Below are 21153 nucleotides of genomic sequence, written 5' to 3'. Positions count from 1 at the left end.
AGCCCGGTGGAGAATCGAAACCATGCATCCTCGCGTCCTCGAAGTCACACAGCGGTTGGTGGAACGCAGTCGTCCGACCCGTGAGCGTTACCTCGCCATGATCCGGGCCGCCGCCAGCGACGGTCCGCAGCGCGGCAAGCTGCAATGCGCCAATTTCGCCCATGGGGTCGCCGGGTGTGGATCCTCGACGGATAAGCAGCGCCTCCGTTTGATGGACCAGGCCAACGTCGCCATCGTTTCCAGCTACAACGACATGTTGTCGGCTCACCAGCCCTATGAGCACTATCCGGAGCTGATCAAACAGGCCCTGCGCGAGATCGGCTCCGTCGGTCAGTTCGCCGGTGGCGTGCCGGCCATGTGCGACGGCGTGACCCAGGGCGAGGCCGGCATGGAGCTCAGCCTGGCGAGTCGTGAAGTCATCGCCATGTCCACCGCCGTGGCCCTGTCGCACAACATGTTCGACGCTGCGCTGCTGCTGGGCATCTGCGACAAGATCATCCCCGGCCTGATGATCGGCGCGCTGCGCTTCGGCCATCTGCCGATGATCTTCGTCCCGGGCGGCCCCATGCCATCGGGCATCTCCAACAAGGAGAAGGCGCGCGTGCGCCAGGCCTTCGCCGAGGGCAAGGCGACCCGCGAGGAGTTGCTGGAATCGGAGATGAAGTCTTACCACAGCCCTGGCACCTGCACCTTCTATGGCACCGCCAACACCAATCAGGTGGTGATGGAGGTCATGGGCCTGCACCTGCCGGGCTCCTCCTTCGTCAATCCCTACACCCCGCTACGTGACGAACTCACCCGCGAGGCGGCGCGCCAGGTGACCCGCATCACCCACCAGGGCGGCAACTTCATGCCGCTGGGCGAGATCGTCGACGAGAAGTCCATAGTCAACTCGGTGGTAGCCCTGAGCGCCACCGGTGGCTCGACCAACCACACCCTGCACATCCCGGCCATCGCCCAGGCCGCCGGTATCCAGCTGACTTGGGACGACATGGCCGAGATCTCGGCGGTCACCCCAACCCTGGCCCAGGTCTATCCCAACGGCAAGGCCGACGTGAACCACTTCCACGCCGCCGGTGGCGTCAATTTCATGGTGCACACCCTGCTCGAAGCCGGGCTGCTGCATGAAGACGTCAACACCATCATGGGCCGTGGCCTGTCGCGCTACCTGCAGGAACCCTTCCTGGTGGACGGCAAGCTGGAATGGCGCACCGGCCGGGCCGAAAGCCTGGACGAAGACATCCTGCGTCCGGCCAGCCGGCCGTTCAACGAGGAGGGCGGCCTGCGCGTCATGCAGGGCAATCTCGGGCGTGGCGTGATGAAGGTGTCGGCCGTGGCGCCCAACCATCAGGTGGTGGAAGCCCCGGCGCGGGTCTTCCATGACCAGAGCGAACTGGCGGCCGCCTTCAAGGCCGGCGAGCTGGAGCGCGATTTCGTCGCGGTGGTACGTTTCCAGGGACCCAAGGCCCTGGGCATGCCCGAGCTGCACAAGCTCACGCCGTACCTCGGCGTGTTGCAGGATCGCGGTTTCAAGGTTGCGCTGGTCACCGACGGCCGCATGTCCGGTGCCTCGGGCAAGGTCCCGGCGGCGATCCACCTCTGTCCGGAAGCCATCGACGGCGGTCCGCTGGCCAAGGTCTGTGACGGCGATCTCATCCGCGTAGATGGGCGTACCGGAGAGCTGAAGATTCTGGTCCCGGCGGACGAATGGATGGCCCGCGAGGCGGTCGAAGCGCCCCAGGGCACCGGGGTAGGCTGTGGTCGTGAGTTGTTCGCCTTCATGCGCGGCGCCATGAGCACCGCTGAATCGGGTGCCAGTGCATTCACTTCCAGTCTGGAGGCGCTGAAATGAGTTTGGCTTTGGTTGGCGACATCGGGGGCACCAATGCCCGCTTCGCCCTGTGGCGCGACGGTCGCCTGGAGGCCATCGAGGTCTTCGCCTGTGCGGATTACGCCTGTCCGGAAGACGCCGTGCGCAAGTACCTGGCGCAGAGCGGCGTGGCGCTGGATGACATCACTGCCGTGTGCCTCGCCTGTGCGGGCCCGGTGGGAGAGGGTGACTTCCGCTTCACCAACAATCACTGGGTGATCAAGCGCGAGCAATTCTGTCGCGAGCTGGGGCTGACCCATCTGCTGCTGATCAACGACTTCACCTCCATGGCATGGGCCATCGCCCGCCTGGACCCGGCGGACTCCGTCCAGGTGCGCGACGGCATCGCCTTGCCGACCCGTCCGCGCCTGGTGATCGGGCCAGGCACCGGCCTGGGTCTCGCCAGCCTGGTACCCAGTGGGAAGGATCGCTGGATCGTGCTGCCGAGCGAGGGTGGTCACGTCGACCTGCCGATCAACACCCAGCGCGAATTCGATATCTGGAAGATCCTCAAGCGCCAGTTCGGCAACCACGTCTCCGCCGAGCGCGTGGTATCCGGCAGCGGCCTGGTCAACCTCTATCACGCGAGTTGCGAACTGGACGGCCGCACCGCCGCCCTGCACAGCGCGGCGGACATCTGCGAGCTGGCGCTCAAGGGTGACCCCTATGCCGACGCCGTGCTGGAGCAGTTCTTCATCTGGCTGGCGCGGGTCGCCGGCAACGCGGCCCTCACCCTGGGCGCCCTGGGGGGCGTCTACATCGCCGGCGGCATCCTGCCGCGCTTCGTCGAGCGTTTCCAGAGCGGGGCCTTCGCCCATGCCTTCGCCGACAAGGGCAAGACCAGCAGCGCCTACCTCAAGGACATCCCGGCCTGGCTGGTGACCGCCGAGTACCCGGGGCTGTTCGGTGCCGGCGTCGCCCTGGACCAGACCATCGCCGAAGCGCGCCAGGTCTGATCCGCTGGGGCCGGGCGACTACTCAAGGTCGCCCGGCCCCGGTATGCTGCCGGCACTACCGGTAGCTGGCCTCGGGCCAGAACAACAAGAGCGAACATCGCCATGTCCACCCTGGGCAAATCCCTCCTGGTCGTCGACGACGACGGGGAAATCCGTGAGCTGCTCGACGCCTACCTCACCCGTGCCGGCTATCTGGTGCGCGCTGTCGGCGATGGCCGCGAATTGCGCCGGGCGCTGGGCGACTTCGTCCCCGATCTGCTGATCCTCGATGTCATGCTCCCCGGCGAAGACGGCTTCGCCCTCTGCCGCTGGATGCGCGAGCAGTCCAGTTGCCGACAGGTCCCCATCATCATGCTCACCGCCAGTTCCGACGAAGCGGATCGGGTCATCGGCCTGGAACTGGGCGCCGACGACTACCTGGGCAAACCCTTCAGTCCGCGCGAATTGCTGGCCCGCATCAAGGCGCTGCTGCGCCGTGCCGGCTTCGGCGAGACACGCCCGGCGGCCACCGGTCTGCTGACCTTCGACGACTGGCGGCTGGATCCGGTCAGTCACCGACTGTTCCATCGCGATGGCGAGGAGGTCATCCTCTCCGGCGCCGATTTCACCCTGCTCAAGCTGTTTCTCGACCATCCCCAGCAGATCCTCGATCGCGACACCATCGCCAATGCCACCCGCGGGCGCGAGGTGCTGCCCCTGGAGCGCATCGTCGACATGGCGGTCAGCCGCCTGCGTCAGCGGCTGAGAGACACCGGCAAGTCGCCGCGACTGATCCGCACCGTGCGCGGTTCCGGCTACCTGCTCGCCGCCGAGGTCAGCGGACTGGTCGCCGATGCGGTGTAGCGGTCCCCTCGCGCGGCTGGTGCCGCGCTCCCTGCTGGCGCGGATGCTGCTGCTGACCCTGCTGGCGGTACTGCTGGCCCAGGGCGCCTCGGCGCTGTTCTGGTCGGCTTCCCTGCGCAGCGACCGCAACCAGGGCCTGCAGACCGCCGCCCGCAGCCTGGGCTATTCCATCGCCGCCAGCGTGCGCTATTTCAGCCTGCTGCCACCGGCCTATCGGCCGCTGGTGCTGGAGCAGTTGCGCAACATGGGCGGCACGCGCTTCTTCGTCTCGCTCAACGAAAAGCCGCTGACCATGCAGGCGCTGCCGGATACGCCCGGCCGCCGGGCGGTGCTCCAGGGCGTCGAGGCGGTGCTGCGCGAGCGCCTGGGCGCGGCCATGCCCATGTACGTGGAATTCATCGGTCCGCAGCAGCTGCGGCTGTTCAACGGCGCCGTGGCCCTCGACGAACTGCCGCGCTCCTGGGCGCACTATGCCCTGAGTCTGGAGCCGCTAGAGCCGCCGGTACTGGTGACCCAGATCCGCATCGGCGAAGGGGAGTGGGTCTATCTCGCCACCCTGATGCCAGCGCCCTACTACAGCCTGGACGAGTCCTGGCTGCCGTTGCAGCAGCTGCTGTTCATGGTCTTCAGCAGCGCCTTCCTGCTGCTGTTCATCGGCCTGCTGATCCGCTGGCAGAGTCGCCCGCTCAAGCGGCTGTCGCGTGCCGCGCGGGAGCTGTCGCTGGAAGTCCATACGCCGCCGGTGCGCGAGGAGGGCGCCCAGGAGATCCGCGAGGTTACCCGCGCCTTCAACGCCATGCGCGAACGCATCGCCCGCTACCTGGACGAGCGCGCCCAGCTGTTCAGCGCCATCTCCCATGATCTGCGTACCCCCATCACCCGGCTGCGTCTGCGCGCCGAGCTGCTGGACGACGAGGTGATGCAAGCCAAGCTGGTGCGCGATCTGGACGAGCTGGATCTGCTGGTCAAGGGGGCCCTGCAGTGCGTCAAGGACACCGACATCCACGAGAACCTGGAACCGGTCGACCTGCAGGCGCTGCTGGAACAGCTGGTGGAGCCCTTTACCCAGGAGCAACCGCCGCGGGTGCGCCTCACCGGGGAAGCCCGGGGCACTCTGCTGGGCAAGCCGCTGGCGCTCAAGCGCTGCATCGGCAATCTGCTGGACAACGCCCTCAAGTATGGCTACCGCGCCCACCTGCAGGTGGAAGACGACGGTCATGCCTTCGTCCTGCATGTCGACGACGAAGGACCGGGGGTGCCGGAGCAGGAACTGGAGCAGGTGTTCCAGCCCCATGTCCGCCTGGCCACCGACCGCCATGGCTATGGCCTGGGCCTGGGCATCGCCCGCAACCTGGCTCACGCCCATGGTGGCGAAGTGGAGCTGCGCAATCGCCGCGAGGGCGGTCTGCGGGTCACCCTTACTCTCCCGCGCACCTGAGCATTGGTGTGACGTTATGTCACCAGCTCGTGACAAAACTCCTTCCCTTCGTTACCCACGGCCGCAGGCGTCTGACTAGACTCCGCCCAGCTCCAATAAAAAAACAACAAGGAACGACCCCCTCATGAATGCGTTGAATCGTCTCGCTCTCGCCGTTTCCCTATCCTGCGCCGCGCTCGCCGCCCCCCTGACCGCCCATGCCGGTGAGGTCGAGGTGCTGCACTGGTGGACCTCCGGTGGCGAGGCTCGCGCCGTCGATGTCCTCAAGCAGCTGATGCAGAAGCAGGGCGATACCTGGAAGGACTTCGCCGTGGCCGGTGGCGCCGGCGAGGCCGCCATGACCGTGCTCAAGACCCGCGCCGTGTCCGGCAATCCGCCGTCCGCCGCCCAGCTCAAGGGCCCCGACATCCAGGAATGGGCCAGCATGGGCTTCCTGGCGGACATCAGTGACATCGCCAAGCAGGGCAACTGGGACACCATCCTGCCCAAGCGCGTGGCCCAGACCATGCAGCACGATGGCGAGTACGTCGCGGTGCCGGCCGGCATCCACCGCATCAACTGGCTGTGGATCAACCCCGCCGTCTTCAAGAAGGCCGGCGCCAAGGTCCCCACCACCCTGGACGAATTCTTCGAGGCCGCCGACAAGCTCAAGGCCGCCGGCGTCGTACCCCTGGCCCATGGCGGTCAGAACTGGCAGGACGGCACCATCTTCGAATCCCTGGTCATGGCCATCATGGGTCCGGAAGGCTACGACAAGGTCTTCGTGCAGACCGATGCCGACACCATTCGCAGCGACAAGATGGTCGAGGTGTTCAAGACCTTCAAGCGCGTCAAGGGCTATGTCGATCCCAATGCCGCCGGTCGCGACTGGAACCTGGCCACCGCCATGGTTATCGAGGGCAAGGCGGGCATGCAGATCATGGGTGACTGGGCCAAGGCCGAATTCACCGCGGCCGGCAAGAAGCCGGGCGTCGACTACGAGTGCGTGGTGATGCCGGGCACCCAGGGCGACTTCATCTACAACATCGACTCCCTGGCCATGTTCAAGATCAAGAACAAGGACAACCAGAAGGCCCAGGACGACCTGGTGCGCACCGTCATCGACAAGCCCTTCCAGGAGGTGTTCAACCTCAACAAGGGCTCCATCCCGGTGCGCAACGACATCGACCTGGCCAAGTTCGACAGCTGCGCCCAGCAGTCCGCCAAGGACTTCCAGGCGGCCAATGCCGATGGCAAGGCCGAGCCGAGCATGGCGCACAGCATGGCCAATACCAGCTATGTGCAGGGTGCGATCTTCGACGTGGTGACCAACTTCTTCAACGACGCCAACGCCGATCCGAAGAAGGCCACCGAGCAACTGGTCGCTGCCATCCAGGCCGCCAAGTAAGGTCAATCGCGGCCATGGCGGTCCGCCGCTGCGGCCGCTCCTGCAGACGCCTGATCGACCTGTAGGAGCGGCCCATGGCCGCGATCATCTAGCTACCTGACACCCAGATAATACCACCCCTTGGGAGCGCCCCATGGCTCTTACCGAAACCCTTCCCGTCGCGACCGTCAGTCGACGCCCGGACCGGCTGCAGCGCCTGCTGCCCAAGCTGGTGCTGGCGCCCACGGCCATCGCCATGGTCGTCTGTCTCTATGGCTACATGCTGTGGACGGCGGTGATCTCCTTTACCAACTCGCGCTTCCTGCCCAGCTACAACTTCGCCGGCTTCGCCCAGTACGCGCGACTCATGGAAAACGATCGCTGGCTGGTGGCCTGCAAGAACCTGGCGATCTTCGGTGGCCTGTTCATCCTGCTGAGCCTGGCCATTGGCGTCTTCTTCGCCATCCTGCTGGACCAGCGCATCCGCCGCGAAGGCTTCATCCGCACCATCTACCTCTATCCCATGGCGCTATCGATGATCGTCACCGGCACTGCCTGGAAGTGGCTGCTCAACCCCGGCATGGGGCTGGACAAGCTGTTGCGCGACTGGGGCTGGGAAGGCTTTCGCTTCGACTGGCTGGTGGATCCCGACCGGGTCATCTACTGCCTGCTGATCGCCGCACTCTGGCAGGCCTCGGGCTTCGTCATGGCCATGTTCCTCGCCGGTCTGCGCGGCGTGGATTCCTCCATCCTGAGAGCCGCCCAGGTCGACGGGGCAGGGCTGCCGACCATCTATCTGCGCATCGTCCTGCCCAGCCTACGGCCGGTGTTCTTCAGTGCGGTGATGATCCTCGCCCACATCGCCATCAAGAGCTTCGACCTGGTCATGGCCATGACCGCGGGCGGTCCCGGCTACGCCTCGGACCTGCCGGCGGTGTTCATGTACCAGCACACCTTCACCCGCGGCCAGATGGGCCTGGGGTCCGCCAGTGCGGTGCTGATGCTCGGCGCGGTGCTGGCGGTGCTGGTGCCCTACCTCTACTCGGAATTGCGGAGCAAGCGAAATGGCTAAGGCTCTAAACGTCAATCGCGTGGCCATCCACGCCACCCTGATTATCGCCTGCGCGGTCTATCTGGTGCCGCTGCTGGTGATGCTGCTGACCAGCTTCAAGACCCCGGACGACGTTCGCACCGGCAACCTGCTGAGCCTGCCCCTGGACTGGACGATCATCGGCTGGCTCAAGGCCTGGGACGTGGTCCACAGCTACTTCTGGAACTCCTTCATGATCACCGTCCCGGCGGTGATCATCTCCACCTTCATCGGCGCGCTCAACGGCTACGCCCTGTCGAAGTGGCAGTTCCGCGGTTCGAATCTGCTGTTCAGCCTGCTGCTGTTCGGCTGCTTCATTCCCTTCCAGGTGATCCTGCTGCCGATGTCCTTCACCCTCGGCCAGCTGGGCCTGGCCAACACCACCGCCGGCCTGGTGCTGGTGCACGTGATCTACGGCCTGGCCTTCACCACGCTGTTCTTCCGCAACTACTACGTGGGCATCCCCGATGCCCTGATCAAGGCGGCGCGGCTGGACGGGGCGGGCTTCTTCACTATCTTCTTCAAGATCCTGCTGCCGCTGTCCACGCCGATCGTGATGGTCAGCCTGATCTGGCAGTTCACCCAGGTATGGAACGACTTCCTGTTCGGCGTGGTGTTCGCCAGCGGCTCGTCGCAGCCCATCACCGTGGCCCTGAACAACCTGGTCAACACCAGCACCGGCGCGAAGGAATACAACGTCGACATGGCCGCCGCCATGATCGCCGCGCTGCCGACGCTGCTGGTCTACATCTTCGCTGGCAAGTATTTCGTCCGGGGCCTGACCTCGGGCGTGGTCAAAGGATAAGGAAGGCCACCATGGCAGCTCTCGAACTCAAAAGCGTACGCAAGACCTACGGCAACGCCGCCCAGGAAGCCCTCAAGGGCATCGACATCCGCATCGACGCGGGTCAGTTCCTCATCCTGGTGGGCCCCTCCGGCTGTGGCAAATCCACCCTGATGAACGCCATCGCCGGCCTGGAAGACATCAGCAGCGGCGCCATCTGCCTGGACGGCGAGGACGTCACCCAGGTCGAGCCCAAGGACAGGGACATCGCCATGGTGTTCCAGTCCTACGCCCTGTATCCGACCATGACCGTGCGCGAGAACATCGCCTTCGGCCTGAAGATCCGCAAGACCCCCAGGGAGCAGATCGACGCCGAGGTGGCGCGGGTCAGCAAGCTGCTGCAGATCGAGCACCTGCTCGAGCGCAAGCCGGCGCAGCTCTCCGGTGGCCAGCAGCAGCGGGTGGCCATGGGTCGCGCCCTGGCGCGCCGGCCCAAGCTCTATCTGTTCGACGAGCCGTTGTCCAACCTCGACGCCAAGCTGCGGGTGGAGATGCGCACCGAGATCAAGCTGATGCACCAGCGCCTGCAGACCACCACCGTCTACGTCACCCACGACCAGATCGAAGCCATGACCCTGGGCGATCGGGTCGCGGTGATGAAGGATGGCGAGGTGCAGCAGTTCGGTACTCCGGAGGAGATCTACAACGATCCGGCCAATCTCTTCGTCGCCAGCTTCATCGGCTCGCCGCCGATGAACTTCGTGCCGGTGCGCCTGGAAGCGCGCGAGGGCAGGGTGGTCGCCCGCGTCACCGGCGATACCGGCGACAGCCAGGTGGATTTGCCCGATCTGGATCCGGCGCTCGCGGGCCGAGAGGCTATCCTTGGGGTGCGTCCGGAGCAGATCCAGTCGGCGCATCCGGCGGACAACGCGGTGCCAGGCATCCTGACGCGGATCCAGGTGGTCGAGCCGACCGGTCCCGACACCCTGCTGTATGCCGAATGGAACGGCACCAAGGTCTGCTGCCGGGTCGCTCCGGGCGAAGCGCCGCGGGCCGGCGACCAGGTGCTCTGGCGGATCGATTCGCGACGGGCGGTGCTGTTCGATCCTGCGAGCGGTCGCCGACTTTCTTGAACGTAGCTCATGGCTGAAACGTTACAGCAATGGTAAGGTCCGCCCGCCGCCGCGCCTGACGTCGGGTTGCGGCCCTACCAGAGGCCAGGAGTGCACCTCCGGCCGCCGTGACAGACAGGAGAACAACAATGGCACTACCCCGCGTCGTGGTCTTTGGCGAAGCCCTCACCGACATCGTCCAGGGTAATCCTGGCGAATGGCGGGGTTATCCGGGCGGTGCCCCCTGGAACGTGGCGCGTGACCTGGCCCGGCTGGGCGTGGCAAGCGCCTTCGGTGGCGCCATCAGCCAGGACGGTCTGGGTGACGAGATCGCCTGGCAGTCGGAAACCGCCGGCCTCGATACCCGCTTCCTGCAGCGCGTCGCCGCCGATCCGCTGGTGGCCATCGTGCCGTCGAGCCGTCCGCCGCGCTATTTCTTCGCCGGCGAAGCCGATCTCCAGTTCGACCCGGCGCTGCTGCCCGAAGGCTGGCTGGAGGCCGCCGAGGTCTGCCATTTCAGCTGCATCAGCCTGGCCCGCTATCCGCTGGCCGATACTCTGCTGGACCTGGCCCGCCAGGCCAAGGCTGCCGGCAAGCGCCTGAGCTACGATCCCAACTGGCGCAACCTGATGGACGATCGCTATCGCCAGCAGACCTTCCCCGAGCTGGTGCGCCTGGCCGACGACATCAAGCTATCCGACGAAGACATCCGCCAGATCTATCCGGGCCTGGACGAGCGCGCCGCGCTGGACGAATTGCGCGCCCTCAATCCCCATGCGCGCATCCTCTTCACCCGCGGCGAGCACGGCCTGGTGCTCTATACGCCGGAAGGCGAGTGGCAACAGGCCGCCATCGCCGTGGACGTGGCCGACACCGTGGGTGCCGGGGATGCCTGCATGGCCGGCTGGCTGGCCTCCGGCCTGCTGGGCCTGACCGACCTGCAGCAGCGCCTGAGATTCGCCGCGGCCAGTGCCTCGGTGTCCTGCCGCCATGCCGGCGCCTATGCGCCGACCCGTGCCGATGTCGAAGCCCTGCTGCAGGTGAGCCCTCACTAGACCGTTTTTCCACAACAACAATAGCCGCCAAGGAAACCCGATGGACTTCCCCGATTTTCGTCGTCGCGACACCCTGCTGGAGCACGTCCGCCACACCCTGGCGTTCTACCATCCCCGCTGTGTCGATCCGCAGGGCGGCTTCTATCACTTCTTCAAGGACGACGGCACGGTCTACGATCGCCAGACCCGCCACCTGGTCTCCAGCACCCGCTTCGTCTTCGATTTCGCCATGGCCTACCGGCACTATGGCGATCCGGCCTTTCTGGACGCGACCCGCCACGGCCTGAGATACCTGCGCGAGCGGCATCGCCAGGCCAACGGCGGCTATGCCTGGCTGCTCGACGGCGACACCGTGGTGGATGGCACCAATCACTGCTATGGCCTGGCCTTCGTGGTGCTGGCCTACGCCCACGGCCTGCAGGCGGGCATCCAGGAAGCGCGCAACTGGCTGAGCGAAGCCTGGGAATCCCTGGAGACCCACTTCTGGCGTGAAGCCGATGGCCTCTATGTCGACGAGATCAGCGCCGACTGGCAGACCGTGGCGCCGTATCGCGGCCAGAACGCCAACATGCACGCCTGCGAAGCCCTGCTGGCCGCCTTCGAAGCCAGCGGCGAGGTGCGCTACCTGGATCGCGCCGAGACCCTGGCGCGCAACATGACCCAGCGCCAGGCCGCGCTGACCTTGGGCCAGGGCGGGGTGGCCGACGAGGTCCCCGGTGGCCTGGTCTGGGAGCACTACCACAGCGACTGGTCCATCGACTGGGACTACAACCGCGACGATCCGGCCAACCTGTTCCGGCCCTGGGGTTTCCAGCCGGGGCACCAGATCGAATGGGCCAAGCTGCTGCTGATCCTCGAACGCCATCGCCCCCAGCCCTGGCTGTTGCCACGGGCCCAGGCGCTGTTCGATATCTCCTGGCGCCTGAGCTGGGATGGCGAGCACGGCGGTCTCTACTACGGCTTCGCCCCGGATGGCTCACCCTGCGATCCGGACAAGTACTTCTGGGTGCAGGCCGAGGCCCTGGCCGCCGCCGCGTTGCTCGCCGAGCGCAGTGGCGAGGCCCGCTACTGGGAACACTATGAGGCGCTCTGGCGCTATAGCTGGACGCATTTCATCGATCACGAGCACGGTGCGTGGTGGCGCCTGCTCGACCGTCGGAACCACAAGTACTCCGACGACAAGAGTCCGGCCGGCAAGGTCGACTACCACACCATGGGTGCCTGTTACGAAGTCCTCAACGTCCTGCCGTAAGAAGCTGTACACGATCTCGCGAGCTAGAGCCAAACCAGGCGAAAAGGCCTGAGAAAGCGCAGTTTACGAATGCTAAATGAGCATTTCGAAGGCCTTTTCAACGCCGTTTGGCCGACGCACAGCAGATCGTTTACAGCTTCTAAGTATTAGAGACGCGGGTTTCGGGCCCAAGGTGTCATCACTTCAATAAAAAGGGATCTCAGTAATGAACAAGCAAAACCACAAGAATCGTCCGGGGCGCGCACTGCCCCTGGTGTCGCTGCTGGCCCTGGCGGTCGCCGCGGGTGCCCAGGCGGCGCCCCAGGCCAATCCGGGTGGCAACTTCAGTGGCGTCAACAACACCGAGGCCGCCTTCGAGCCGCTGGGCAACACCATGACCGGTGACTGGGGTGGCGTGCGCAAGGACCTGCGCGACAAGGGCTGGGACATCAAGCTCGAATACGTCGGCGAGGGCGCGACCAACCTGCGTGGCGGCTACGACGACGATCGCACCGGGCGCTGGAGCTCCCAGTACATGTTCGGCCTCTGGGGCGACATGAACAAGATCGCGGGTTGGGAAAACTCGGTGTTCAAGCTGGCCATCACCTCCCGTGACGGCCGCAACCTGACCGATGACCGCATCACCGATCCGCGCGTGGGCGGCTACTCCTCGGTGCAGGAAGTCTATGGCCGTGGCCAGACCTGGCGTCTGACCCAGCTGTGGCTGTCCAAGGGCTTCTTCGATGGCCGTCTGGACATCAAGGCCGGTCGCTTCGGCGAAGGCGAGGACTTCAACTCCTTCGAGTGCGACTTCCAGAACCTGGCGTTCTGCGGTTCCCAGGTCGGCAACTGGGAAGGCGTCTGGTACAACTGGCCGGTCAGCCAGTGGGCCCTGCGCGTCAAGTACAGCCTGACCCCCGAGCTGTTCGTCCAGGTCGGTGCCTACGAGCAGAATCCGTCGCTGCTGGAAACCGGCAACGGCTTCAAGCTCAACGGCAGCGGCACCAAGGGTGCGGTCCTGCCGGTGGAAATGGTCTGGTCGCCCAAGGTCAACGGCCTGCCGGGCGAATACCGCGTCGGCTACTACTACAGCACCGCCGATGCCAACGACGTCTACGAAGACGTCAACGGCAACTCCGCGGCCCTTACCGGGCTGGATTACAAGGAGCACTCCAGCAAGCACGGCTACTGGGTCGTGGCGCGTCAGCAGATCACCGCGCACAACGATGATCCGAGCCGCGGCCTGTCGGTGTTCGCCAACTTCACCGCCCATGCCAAGGACGTCAACAAGGTCAGCAACTACGTCCAGGCCGGTCTGGTGTACAAGGGCCCCTTCGACGGTCGTCCCAAGGATGACATCGGCTTCGGCGTCGCGCGCATCAGCACCAACAGCGACTTCCGCGACAACCAGCGCGCCCTCAACCAGGCCGCCGGTGCCACCGACTACGATGATCCGGCCTACACGCCCCTGCAGCACAACGAGTACGACGCCGAGATCTACTACGGCGTGCACGTGACCAACTGGCTGACCGTGCGCCCCAACCTCCAGTACATCAAGAGCCCGGGTGGCGTGCGTGAAGTCGACAATGCCGTGGTGGGCGGCCTGAAGGTTCAAGCGGTTTTCTAAATCGCCCCCATAGCCCGCCATCCTGCCGGATGGCGCTGGACAGGGTCCTGCGGTGGTTATACTGCAGGGCCTTTTTCATTTCCGAGGTTGCCGTGGGTAAGGTCGAAAGTCCCTGCATCAGCCAGTGCAAGATCAAAGACGACGTCTGCCAGGGATGTGGCCGCAAACGCTCAGAGATCAAGGGCTGGAAGGAGTTGAAGGACCGCGAGCGCAAGGAAGTCATCGACAAGTCGAAGAAGCGCCTGAAAAAGCTCAAGAAGGGCTGATACGTTCCTGTCGGCACCCTAGGTTGGGTTGAGCGAAGCGAAGCCCAACAAGGCCAAGCCAACCCCCCCACTGTTGGACCTCGAGGATAAAGCCTCCTCAGCCCAACCTGCGCCTGATGGAGTCGAGCGCCCGCTCGGCCAGCCCCCTCTCCCTGCGGGAGAGGGTTGGGGTGAGGGCGCTTTTCGCCAACGAACACCCGGGTGGAAAAGGCTGCGCCGTTTTCCACGCTACGGTTAACCGGGCCATCAAACGCGGCTCACTATGCTCGCTCCACCTCATCCAACAATCCCATGAACGCCTGCGCCGCATTCGAATGGGTGCGCTCGGTATGCAGGATGTACCCCAGGCGCCGCTCCAACTGAATCCCCGGCAGCGGCAGCCGGCGTACCTGATCGTCCAGCAGGGTCCGCGGCAGCACGCTCCAGGCCAGGCCGATGGACACCAGCATCTTGATGGTCTCCAGGTAGTTGGTGCTCATGGCGATATTGGGTATCAGCCCCTGGGCATCGAACAATCCATGCACGATCAGCCGGGTAAAGGTATTGCCGCCGGGAAACACCGCCGGATGCCGCGCCACATCGGCCAGGGTGACCTCCGCCTGGTTCGCCAGCGGATGTTCGGGCGCTGCCACGAAATCCAGCGGATCGCTCCATACCGGCACCGCCTTGATCGGCGCCGCGGTCTGAGGCGCCAGGGTGATGATCGCCAGCTCCACCCGCCCATGCAGGATTTCGTCGTAGGCGGCTTCCGAATCGAGAAAGCGGATATCCAGGGCGACGTCGGGATAGTCCCGGGTGAAGCGCCTGAGGATCGGCGGCAACCGGTGCAGGCCGATGTGGTGACTGGTCGCCAGCGTCAGCCGGCCACCAATGGCACCATTGAGATTGGTCAGCGCCCGCCGGGTGTCATCGATCACGTCTAGAATCTGATAGGCGCGGGGGAGCAGGGCGCGTCCGGCCTCGGTCAGGCTGACCTCGCGGCCGATGCGATCGAACAGTCGCAGCCCCAGCTGCAGCTCCAGGGCCGCGATGCGCTTGCTCACCGCCGGCTGGGTCAGGTGCAGGCGCTCGCCAGCGTCGGAGAAACCGCCGGTTTCGGCCACCGCGACAAAGGCGTTCAGATTGGCGAGGTCCAAGACGTCGAATTCCTATTGGTTATGCGCTTCATGAAAAAGATGAATTTGTTTCATGCGAGCCTAACGCGGTATCTTTGACCCCACAAGCACCAAGGGCATGCAAAGGCCCGTGCCGTTCCACGCCCGATGAGGAATCCACCCATGGCTGGCAAGACGCTCTACGACAAACTCTGGGATATGCACTTGGTCAAGCAGCGCGACGACGGTTCCGCGCTGCTCTACATCGACCGCCACATCATCCACGAAGTGACCTCGCCCCAGGCCTTCGAAGGCCTGCGTCTGGCCGGCCGCAAGCCCTGGCGTCTGGACGCCAACCTGGCGACCCCCGATCACAACGTGCCGACCACCCCCGATCGCAAGGAAGGCCTCGATTCCATCAAGGACGAGATCTCGCGCATTCAGGTCCGCACCCTTGACGAGAACTGCGACGACTTCGGCGTCACCCAGTTCAAGATGAACGACGTCCGCCAGGGCATCGTCCATGTGATCGGCCCGGAGCAGGGCGCCGTGCTGCCCGGCATGACCGTGGTCTGCGGTGACTCCCACACCTCCACCAACGGCGCCTTCGGAGCCCTGGCCCATGGCATCGGCACCTCCGAGGTCGAGCACGTGCTCGCCACCCAGTGCCTGGTGGCCAAGAAGATGAAGAACATGTTGGTGAAGGTGGAGGGTGAGTTGCCCTTTGGCGTCACCGCCAAGGACATCGTCCTCGCGGTCATCGGCAAGATCGGCACCGCCGGCGGTAACGGCCATGCCATCGAATTCGCCGGCAGCGCCATCCGCGCCCTGTCCATGGAAGGCCGCATGACCATCTGCAACATGTCCATCGAGGCCGGTGCCCGGGTCGGCATGGTGGCGGTGGACCAGACCACCATCGACTACGTCGAGGGCCGTCCCTTCGCGCCCACCGGTGCCGTCTGGGAGGCCGCCGTTGCCCAGTGGCGTGGCCTGGTGTCCGATGCCGACGCCCACTTCGACACCGTGGTCGAACTCGACGCCACTCAGCTCAAGCCGCAGGTCAGCTGGGGCACCTCGCCGGAGATGGTTCTGGCCGTCGACCAGCAGGTGCCGGACCCGGCTCGCGAAGCCGATCCGGTCAAGCGCGGCTCCATCGAGCGCGCCCTGAAGTACATGGGCCTCAAGGCCAACCAGCCGATCACCGACATCGTGCTGGATCGCGTCTTCATCGGCTCCTGCACCAATTCTCGCATCGAGGACCTGCGCGCCGCCGCCGCCGTGGCCAAGGGCCGCAAGGTGGCCGCCACCCTCAAGCAGGCGCTGGTGGTACCCGGCTCCGGCCTGGTCAAGGCGCAAGCCGAGCGCGAAGGCCTGGACAAGGTGTTCATCGAAGCCGGTTTCGAATGGCGTGAGCCGGGCTGCTCCATGTGCCTGGCGATGAACGCCGACCGCCTGGAGAGTGGCGAGCATTGCGCCTCCACCTCCAATCGCAACTTCGAGGGCCGCCAGGGCGCCGGTGGCCGTACCCACCTGGTGAGCCCGGCGATGGCCGCCGCTGCCGCCATCGCCGGTCGTTTCGTCGACGTCCGCGACTTCGCCAACGCCTGAGGAGCCTGACCATGCAAGCCTTTACCCAGCACACCGGTTTGGTCGCACCCCTGGATCGCGCCAACGTCGACACCGACCAGATCATTCCCAAGCAATTTCTCAAGTCGATCAAGCGCACCGGCTTCGGCCCCAACCTGTTCGACGAGTGGCGCTACCTGGACGTCGGCCAGCCCGGCCAGGACCACAGCAGGCGGCCGCTGAATCCCGAATTCGTGCTCAACCAGCCGCGCTACCAGGGCGCCAGCATCCTGCTGGCCCGTGAGAACTTCGGCTGCGGTTCCAGCCGCGAACACGCGCCCTGGGCCCTGGATGGCTACGGCTTCCGTTCGGTGATCGCGCCGAGCTTCGCCGACATCTTCTTCAACAACAGCTTCAAGAACGGTCTGTTGCCGATCATCCTCAGCGATGCGGACGTCGACGAGCTGTTCCGCCAGGTCGAAGCCAACGAGGGCTACCAGCTGGTGGTCGATCTCGAAAGCCAGACCGTGCGCCGTCCCGATGGCGTGGCGCTGTCCTTCGAGATCGACGCCTTCCGCAAGCACTGCCTGCTCAATGGCCTGGACGACATCGGCCTGACCCTGCAGGATGCCGACGCCATCGGGAGTTTCGAAGCCCGCTATCGCCAGAGCAGTCCCTGGATGTTCCCCAGCGCCTGAACCCAGTCGCCGGCCCGCGCGGCCGGCGCTCTTTCCGGAGGCTCCATGAGCGGTGACCACGAGCAACACGTACAGCAGCAATTCGGCGCCACCGCCGAGGCCTATCTGACCAGTGCCGTCCATGCCCAGGGCGCCGAGCTCCTCGAGCTGCGCGACGCCGTGGCTCAGCGGGAAGGCGCCAAGGTGCTGGATCTCGGGTGCGGTGGCGGTCACGTCAGCTACAACGTGGCGCCGGTGGCCGGGCAGGTGATCGCCCTGGATCTGGCCGAGGAAATGCTCTCGGTGGTCAAGCGCAGCGCGGCCGAGCAGGGCCTGGACAACATCAGCGTCCAGCCCGGCATGGCCGAGCACCTGCCTTTCGGTGATGCCAGCTTCGACTTCGTCTTCAGCCGCTATTCGGCGCACCACTGGCGCGACATCGGCGCGGCCCTGCGCGAAGTGCGCCGGGTGCTGCGCCATGGTGGCGAGATGGCCATCATCGACGTGATCTCGCCGGCCAATCCGCGCCTGGATACCTATCTGCAGACGGTGGAAATCCTGCGCGACATCAGCCACGTGCGTAACTATTCCTTCGCCGAGTGGCACCGCCTGCTGGATATGGCCCGGCTGGGCGTGACCCGCTGCCGTCGCCAGCGCCTGCGCCTGGACTTCGCCAGCTGGACCGCGCGCATGCGTACCCCCGAGCCGCAGTGCCAGGCCATTCGCAGCCTGCAAAGCAAGATCGGCCAGGAAGTGCGCCAGTATTTCGAAATCGACCGCGACGGCTCCTTCACCGTCGACGTCATGGTTCTCTGGGCTCAGCCCATCTGATGTGAGACAGGAAAAGACAATGAGCAAGCAGATCCTCATCCTGCCGGGCGACGGCATCGGTCCGGAAATCATGGCCGAGGCGGTCAAGGTGCTGGAAGTGGTCAACCGCGACCATGACCTCGGCTTCGTACTGGTCCATGACGACCTGGGCGGCGCCGCCATCGACCGGTACGGCGTGCCCCTGGCCGATGAGACCCTGGCGCGCGCGCGCGCCGCCGATGCCGTGCTGCTGGGCGCCGTGGGCGGTCCCAAGTGGGACAAGCTCGAACGCGATATCCGTCCCGAGCGTGGTCTGCTGAAGATCCGTTCCGCGCTGGGCCTGTTCGGCAACCTGCGCCCGGCCATCCTATATCCGCAACTGGCCGAGGCCTCGACCCTCAAGCCGGAAGTGGTCTCCGGTCTGGACATCCTCATCGTCCGCGAGCTGACCGGCGGCATCTACTTCGGCTCGCCGCGCGAGACCCGGGTGCTGGAGAACGGCGAGCGCCTGGCCTTCGATACCCTGCCGTACAGCGAAGGCGAGATCCGTCGCATCGCTCGCGTCGGCTTCGACATGGCCCGTCTGCGTGGCGGCAAGCTGTGTTCGGTGGACAAGGCCAATGTCCTCGAGTCCAGCCGCCTGTGGCGCGAAGTGGTGGAGGAGGTGGCCAAGGACTATCCGGACATCGAACTCAGCCACATGTACGTCGACAACGCCGCCATGCAGCTGGTCCGCGCACCCAAGCAGTTCGATGTCATCGTTACCGACAACATGTTCGGCGACATCCTCTCCGACGAAGCCTCGATGCTGACCGGTTCCATCGGCATGCTGCCCTCGGCGTCCCTGGATGCCCACAACAAGGGCATGTACGAACCCTGCCACGGCTCGGCACCCGACATTGCCGGCCAGGGCGTGGCCAACCCCCTCGCGACCATCCTCTCGGTGGCCATGATGCTCAGGTACACCTTTGGCGCCGCCGCGGCGGCCGAGGCCATCGAGGCGGCGGTGGGCCAGGTGCTGGACCAGGGGCTGCGGACCGGTGACATCTGGTCGGAAGGCAAGCAGCGGGTCGGTACCCGCGAGATGGGCGAAGCAGTGGTCGCCGCCCTCGCAAGGCGTTAATCTGATCGGCCGCCGGGGGAGGCGGCCGTCCTCAAGACAATAAAGGTGCAGTAGCGATGAAACGTGTAGGTCTGATCGGTTGGCGTGGCATGGTGGGCTCCGTGCTCATGCAGCGCATGCTCGAAGAACGGGATTTCGACTTGATCGAGCCCGTGTTCTTCACCACCTCCAACGTTGGCGGCGAAGGCCCGGCCATTGGCAAGGGCGTGGCGCCGCTCAAGGATGCCTACAGCATCGACGAGCTCAAGACCCTCGACGTCATCCTCACCTGCCAGGGCGGCGACTACACCAGCGAGGTGTTCCCCAAGCTGCGCCAGGCCGGCTGGAAAGGCTACTGGATCGACGCGGCCTCCAGCCTGCGCATGCAGGATGACGCCGTCATCGTGCTGGACCCGGTCAATCGCCGCGTCATCGACCAGGCCCTGGCCGATGGCCGCAAGGACTTCATCGGCGGCAACTGCACCGTCAGCCTGATGCTGATGGCCCTGGGCGGGCTGTTCGAAGCCGGTCTGGTGGACTGGATGAGCGCCATGACCTACCAGGCCGCCTCTGGCGCCGGTGCGCAGAACATGCGCGAGCTGATCCGCCAGATGGGCGCGACCCACGCCGCCGTGGCCGACAGCCTGGCCGATCCCGCCAGCGCCATCCTCGATATCGACCGCCAGGTCGCCGAGACCCTGCGCAGCGAAGCCTTCCCCACCGAGCAATTCGGCGTCCCCCTGGCCGGCAGCCTGATCCCCTGGATCGACAAGGAACTGCCCAACGGCCAGAGCCGCGAGGAATGGAAGGCCCAGGCCGAGACCAACAAGATCCTCGGTCGCTTCAAGAATCCCATCCCGGTGGACGGTATCTGCGTGCGCATCGGCGCCATGCGCTGCCACAGCCAGGCGCTGACCATCAAGCTGAACAAGGATGTGCCGCTGTCCGACATCCACGGTCTGATCAGTCAGCACAATCCCTGGGTCAAGCTGGTGCCGAACAACCGCGAGGTCAGCATGCGCGACCTCACGCCAGCAGCCGTCACCGGCACCCTGAGCGTACCGGTCGGCCGGCTGCGCAAGCTGAACATGGGTTCCCAGTACCTGGGCGCCTTCACCGTGGGCGACCAGCTGCTGTGGGGCGCCGCGGAGCCGCTGCGGCGGATGCTGCGCATCCTGCTGGAGCAGTGAGCCGACGGCTAAACGTTTGCTTATAGAGGAGGGCCGCCAGTAAAGTGCGGCCCTCTTTCGTTGCGGACCGTCCCATCATGACTGCCAGAGATATCGCCCTCGTCGGTGCCACCAGTGCCTACGGCGAAGCCATTCGCGAACTCCTCGACGAACGCGACGTGCCCCTCGGGCGCCTGCACCTGCTCGCCAGCGGTGAGTCGGCGGGGCAGAATCTGCCCTTCCGAGGCAGCAATCTGCGCGTCACCGGCCTCGACGGCTTCGATTTCGCCCAGGTCGGCATCGTGATCCTGGCCGCGCCGGCCGCCGTGGTCGAAACCCTGCGGCCGCAACTGGTCGCTGCCGGTTGCGCCGTGCTTGATCTCAGCGGCGCCTCGGCCGCGCTGTCCGTGCTGCCACGCATCAATGGCGACCGCCTCGACCAGCTCCCGGCCGCCGCCTGGCTCGGTGTTCCCCTGGCAGCCGCCCAGGCGGCCGCCAGCGTGGCAGCCGTGCTCGCTCGCTTGAATACACTCCATGATGCTTCCCTGACGGCGTGCCTGGCCGCCTCCGGCGCCGGCCGTGGTGGCGTCGAGGAATTGGCGCGGCAGGCCACTGAATTGCTCAACGGTCGACCGGTCGAGGCGCGGCTGTTCGAAGGACAGCTGGCCTTCAATCTGCTCGGTCGCACCGGCGCAGCGACAGCGGATGGCTATACTGCCCAGGAACATCGTTTGCTGGACGAATGTCAGCAGGTGCTGGGAGCGCGCTTGCCGGTGCTGGACGTCACTGCCGTGCAGGCGCCGGTGTTCTTTGGCGACAGCCTGGCGCTCAGCTTGAGGGCCCAGGCGCCCTGGCAGCTGGAGCAGGTGCTGGAGGCCCTGGGTGACGAGCCGGGCCTGGCGCTCGACGAAGAACTCGATTGCCCGTCTGCCGTGGGCGATGCCCTGGGCCGGGAAGAGGTGCTGGTGGGACGGGTGAGGCTGCATCCGCGGGATGCCCGGCGGCTGGAATGCTGGCTGGTGGCGGACAATGTCAGATTATCGGCACTGACGGCCGTTCAGCTGGCCGAATTGTTGCTTAAACAGTCGGCCTAAAAG

19 protein-coding genes are annotated in these 21153 nt (G+C 65.6%); 18 read left to right on the top strand and 1 reads right to left on the bottom strand.

The annotated features are described in order from the left end of the window. The first annotated feature begins 22 nt into the window (after positions 1 to 22). From edd to QE444_RS16050, 12 genes are all read left to right on the top strand, one after another. On the top strand, positions 23 to 1852 hold the full coding sequence (edd, locus tag QE444_RS16105; RefSeq protein WP_309739843.1) for a phosphogluconate dehydratase: 1830 nt from the start codon (positions 23 to 25) through the stop codon (positions 1850 to 1852). Next, a complete protein-coding gene (locus QE444_RS16100) occupies positions 1849 to 2826 on the top strand; it encodes a glucokinase (RefSeq protein ID WP_133860875.1) in 978 nt (325 codons plus the stop codon). The genes edd and QE444_RS16100 overlap by 4 nt, the downstream gene beginning before the upstream one ends. A gap of 102 nt (positions 2827 to 2928) precedes the next feature. Beyond that, a complete protein-coding gene (locus QE444_RS16095; protein WP_007158678.1) occupies positions 2929 to 3669 on the top strand; it encodes a response regulator in 741 nt (246 codons plus the stop codon). Beyond that, positions 3659 to 5107: an ATP-binding protein gene (locus QE444_RS16090; RefSeq protein ID WP_285389776.1), complete on the top strand. Its 1449-nt coding sequence runs from the start codon at positions 3659 to 3661 to the stop codon at positions 5105 to 5107. The genes QE444_RS16095 and QE444_RS16090 overlap by 11 nt, the downstream gene beginning before the upstream one ends. A 124-nt stretch (positions 5108 to 5231) precedes the next feature. After that, on the top strand, positions 5232 to 6494 hold the full coding sequence (locus QE444_RS16085; protein WP_208691501.1) for an ABC transporter substrate-binding protein: 1263 nt from the start codon (positions 5232 to 5234) through the stop codon (positions 6492 to 6494). 133 nt (positions 6495 to 6627) lie between these two features. After that, entirely contained in the window at positions 6628 to 7545 is a 918-nt protein-coding gene (locus QE444_RS16080) for a carbohydrate ABC transporter permease (protein ID WP_058792075.1), read from the top strand. After that, the gene (locus QE444_RS16075; protein WP_309739827.1) at positions 7538 to 8368 is read left to right on the top strand and encodes a carbohydrate ABC transporter permease; all 831 of its coding nucleotides are present in this window, start codon (positions 7538 to 7540) and stop codon (positions 8366 to 8368) included. The genes QE444_RS16080 and QE444_RS16075 overlap by 8 nt, the downstream gene beginning before the upstream one ends. 11 nt (positions 8369 to 8379) lie before the next feature. After that, positions 8380 to 9480 (top strand): ABC transporter ATP-binding protein, encoded by a 1101-nt coding sequence (locus tag QE444_RS16070; protein WP_187979528.1) that lies wholly within the window; start codon positions 8380 to 8382, stop codon positions 9478 to 9480. A gap of 128 nt (positions 9481 to 9608) precedes the next feature. Continuing rightward, positions 9609 to 10514: a carbohydrate kinase gene (locus QE444_RS16065; protein ID WP_309739824.1), complete on the top strand. Its 906-nt coding sequence runs from the start codon at positions 9609 to 9611 to the stop codon at positions 10512 to 10514. Positions 10515 to 10554: 40 nt separating this feature from the next. After that, a complete protein-coding gene (locus QE444_RS16060) occupies positions 10555 to 11766 on the top strand; it encodes an AGE family epimerase/isomerase (protein ID WP_309739822.1) in 1212 nt (403 codons plus the stop codon). A 205-nt stretch (positions 11767 to 11971) separates the two neighbouring features. Beyond that, a complete protein-coding gene (locus QE444_RS16055) occupies positions 11972 to 13372 on the top strand; it encodes a carbohydrate porin (protein WP_133860867.1) in 1401 nt (466 codons plus the stop codon). Between the two features lie 92 nt (positions 13373 to 13464). Beyond that, positions 13465 to 13638 (top strand): DUF1289 domain-containing protein, encoded by a 174-nt coding sequence (locus QE444_RS16050; protein ID WP_082900493.1) that lies wholly within the window; start codon positions 13465 to 13467, stop codon positions 13636 to 13638. A gap of 260 nt (positions 13639 to 13898) precedes the next feature. Here QE444_RS16050 and QE444_RS16045 read toward each other — a convergent pair whose 3' ends face one another. Next, positions 13899 to 14774, bottom strand: a complete 876-nt coding sequence (locus QE444_RS16045; RefSeq protein ID WP_133860866.1) for a LysR family transcriptional regulator — start codon at positions 14772 to 14774, stop codon at positions 13899 to 13901. Positions 14775 to 14915: 141 nt separating this feature from the next. Here QE444_RS16045 and leuC point away from each other — a divergent pair, with 141 nt between their 5' ends. The 6 genes from leuC (at position 14916) to QE444_RS16015 (ending at position 21150) form a co-directional block, all read left to right on the top strand. Continuing rightward, positions 14916 to 16340, top strand: a complete 1425-nt coding sequence (gene leuC, locus QE444_RS16040; protein WP_133860865.1) for a 3-isopropylmalate dehydratase large subunit — start codon at positions 14916 to 14918, stop codon at positions 16338 to 16340. 11 nt (positions 16341 to 16351) lie between these two features. Next, positions 16352 to 16996 carry a 3-isopropylmalate dehydratase small subunit gene (gene leuD / locus QE444_RS16035; protein WP_187979524.1) on the top strand — a complete coding sequence of 215 codons (645 nt, stop codon included), beginning with the start codon at positions 16352 to 16354 and terminating at the stop codon, positions 16994 to 16996. Positions 16997 to 17041: 45 nt separating this feature from the next. Beyond that, positions 17042 to 17806, top strand: coding sequence for a class I SAM-dependent methyltransferase (locus QE444_RS16030; protein ID WP_187979523.1), 765 nt, complete (start codon positions 17042 to 17044; stop codon positions 17804 to 17806). Between the two features lie 19 nt (positions 17807 to 17825). Next, positions 17826 to 18908, top strand: coding sequence for a 3-isopropylmalate dehydrogenase (leuB, locus tag QE444_RS16025; protein ID WP_273862140.1), 1083 nt, complete (start codon positions 17826 to 17828; stop codon positions 18906 to 18908). Positions 18909 to 18964: 56 nt separating this feature from the next. Continuing rightward, entirely contained in the window at positions 18965 to 20077 is a 1113-nt protein-coding gene (asd, locus tag QE444_RS16020) for an aspartate-semialdehyde dehydrogenase (RefSeq protein ID WP_133860861.1), read from the top strand. A 77-nt stretch (positions 20078 to 20154) separates the two neighbouring features. Then, complete coding sequence (locus QE444_RS16015; protein ID WP_273862138.1) at positions 20155 to 21150, top strand: aspartate-semialdehyde dehydrogenase; 996 nt, start codon at positions 20155 to 20157, stop codon at positions 21148 to 21150. The last annotated feature ends 3 nt before the right edge of the window (positions 21151 to 21153 follow it).

Origin of the sequence: Pseudomonas sp. SORGH_AS_0199 (genome assembly GCF_031453735.1) — a bacterium.
In the GTDB taxonomy this organism is placed as follows: Bacteria; Pseudomonadota; Gammaproteobacteria; order Pseudomonadales; family Pseudomonadaceae; genus Chryseomonas; species Chryseomonas aestiva.
The sequence above is the reverse complement of the archived record's forward strand: the minus strand, read 5'-3'. Positions and strand labels throughout refer to the sequence as shown.